Source organism: Streptomyces sp. NPDC088252 (assembly GCF_044740965.1).
In the GTDB taxonomy this organism is placed as follows: Bacteria; Actinomycetota; Actinomycetes; order Streptomycetales; family Streptomycetaceae; genus Streptomyces.
In genome coordinates this window covers 1-2,480 of the sequence record NZ_JBIURS010000066.1, presented here as the reverse complement: position 1 = coordinate 2,480, position 2,480 = coordinate 1, and the positions used below count along the sequence as shown (strand labels likewise).

The window sequence follows — 2,480 nt, the reverse complement described above, 5'->3', positions numbered from 1 at the left end:
TCTCCCGGAACAGGTTCTGGTCGTCGGCGACGAGTACGCGTACGGCACCGCTCATCGGGCCATCTCCCGCCGGAAGCGGGCCTCTACGCGGAAGCCGGGGCCACAGGGTGCGGCGGTCAGGGCGCCGCCGACGGCCTGCACCCGGTCGCGCAGCACGCTCAGTCCGTGCCCCGCGCCGGTGCCTGCCCGCCAACCCGGCACCGGTCCTTCGTCCTCGACCCTGACCAGCAGGTCATCGCCGTCAGCGCGGACCGTGAGCGTCGTGATGGTGGGGCCGGCGTGCCGCAGTGTGTTGTGCAGCGCCTCGCGGGCCACCGCGCAGGTGGCCAGCTGCACCCCGGCGGAGACCCGGGCGGGCTCGACGCAGTCGAGGTGCACAGTCAGACCGGTGCGTTCGGCCGCCGCGACGATGCCGGGCAGATCGGCGAAACTCTCGGCGGGCCGCAGCGGAGCGGCATCGCCGGTGGCGGCGGGCTCGCGGAGCACGGTGAGCATACGGCGCAGCTCGGTGGTGGTCTGCCGACTGACATCCTCGATATCGCTGAGCGCAGTGGCCAGCTCCTCCCGCTCCTGGTCGGTCGCCTGGGCGGTGGCGGCCCGTACGGTGATCAACCCGATCCCGTGCGAGACCAGATCGTGCAGGTCACGGGCAATGCGCAGGCGTTCGGCCTGGGTCGCCCGCTCGGCCGCCCAGGTGGTCAGGCGCCGCTCGTACTCCGTGCGCTGGGTCCGGGTGCGGGCCATCGCCCAGACCGAGACGGCGACTGCGACGCAAGGCACCGCGACCAGGGTGATCTGCGCCCCACGCGCCGACGAGCCGACGGCGACCAGGCTCAGAAGCAGGACGACCACCACCGCCGTGGCGATGGCGCCCGTGCGGGATGTCCACCGTGGGCGCTCGTGGGATATCTCGGGGCGTTCGCGAGTCATGGGCGTTCGATTTTAGACGGTCGCCGGCGAGCAGTCCTCGGACCCAGGTCCGAAAGACCTGGGTCGCAGCCGCGGCCGCGGATCTCGGTTCTGGGCCCGATCCGCCGCGCCTTCACCGCGTGATGACGTACGGCCATGATTATTTTCGACTCGGTGGTCAAACGCCGCGGGGAACGCCACGTCCTGACCGGCATCAGCTGTGAGGCCCGCCCCGGCCGCGTCACCGGATTCCTCGGAGCGAACGGCGCCGGCAAGTCCTCGGCCCTGCGCATCCTGCTCGGCCTGGACCGCGCCGACTCGGGTAGGGCCCTGATCGACGGCGTCCCCTACGCCCGGGTGCGCGACCCGATGCGCACGGTCGGCGCCGTACTCGACGGGTCGGGCGCCCACCGCTCCCGCACCGGCCGTGCCCACCTGCGCTGGCTGGCGCACGCGGCGGGGGTTCCCGTCGCCCGCGTCGCGGAGGTGATGACGGACGTCGGGCTCGCCGAGGCCGCCGGGCAGCGCGTCGGCTCGTACTCCTTGGGCATGGGCCGCCGGCTCGGCGTGGCCGCGGCACTCCTCGGCGACCCGCCAGTCCTGGTTCTGGACGAGCCGGTCAACGGCCTGGATCCGCAGGGCATCCGCTGGATGCGCAACATGGTTCGGTCCCGAGCCGCCCAGGGCCACACGGTGCTCCTCTCCAGCCATCTCATGGCCGAACTAGAAGAGACCGTCGACGACATCGTGATCATCGACCGTGGCCGCATCGTCGCCCAGGGCACGCTCACGGAGGTCACCGGCGCCCACCGCACTCTGGAGTCTGCCTTCTTCCACCTCACCCGGACGGAGAACGGACAGTGACCACAGTGTTCAGGGCCCTGCGCGCGGAGGGGCACAAGCTGCTCACGCTGCCGTCGGCGCGGCTCGCTATCGCGCTCGGTGTCCTGCTTCCGGCCGGGATCGCCGCGCTCAACGCCCGCTCGCCGCACTGGTCCGGCGGTGTGGACGCCGGATTCACAGAACTTGGCGTGGGCGGCGCGATCGGTGTCATCGTGCTCGGCGTTGTCGCCGTCAGCAGCGAATACACCACCGAAGGCGAGGAATCCGCGGCGACACGGCAGATCGCCGCCACCCTGACCGCCACGCCGGCACGGCTCATGGCCCTGGCCGCGAAGCTGACCGCCGTCGGCCTGCTCGCACTCGCGGTCGCGGCGGCGGCCGGCGTGGCGACCTTCACCGCCGTACATCTCGTACGAGGCGAGCCGGCTGCGGCCGTCACGGCGGGACGGGTTCTCGGGGTGCAGGTCTACCTGTTGTGTACGGCCTGGCTGGCCCTGGCCGTCACGGTCCTGACCCGCAACGGCGTCGTGCCGATGGCCATGATGATCGCCAACGTGTCGGTGGTGTCAGTGACGTATCTGCTGTCCAAGGTCACGGACGCGGCGCACTACTTCCCTGATGTGGCCGGCCCATACATGTTCCTGCGCGACGTGCCCACGGGAGCGCACTTCGCGCCGGTCACGGCAGGGCTCGTCACGGTGGCCTGGGTGACGGCGGTCCTCGCACCG

Annotated in this window: 3 protein-coding genes; 2 read left to right on the top strand and 1 reads right to left on the bottom strand. The window is 71.7% G+C overall.

What is annotated here, in order from left to right; all coding sequences use genetic code 11:
- Window positions 1–51: 51 nt before the first annotated feature.
- Window positions 52–930: a histidine kinase gene (locus tag ACIOHC_RS43780; protein ID WP_351085759.1), complete on the bottom strand. Its 879-nt coding sequence runs from the start codon at window positions 928–930 to the stop codon at window positions 52–54.
- Between the two features lie 135 nt (window positions 931–1,065).
- Between ACIOHC_RS43780 and ACIOHC_RS43775 the strand changes: the two genes are divergently transcribed.
- Together ACIOHC_RS43775 and ACIOHC_RS43770 are read left to right on the top strand one after the other, a co-directional pair.
- Window positions 1,066–1,773: an ATP-binding cassette domain-containing protein gene (locus tag ACIOHC_RS43775; RefSeq protein WP_351085757.1), complete on the top strand. Its 708-nt coding sequence runs from the start codon at window positions 1,066–1,068 to the stop codon at window positions 1,771–1,773.
- On the top strand, window positions 1,770–2,480 hold a 711-nt coding region (locus ACIOHC_RS43770), incomplete at its 3' end, for a hypothetical protein (RefSeq protein WP_401847034.1). The genes ACIOHC_RS43775 and ACIOHC_RS43770, both read left to right, overlap by 4 nt.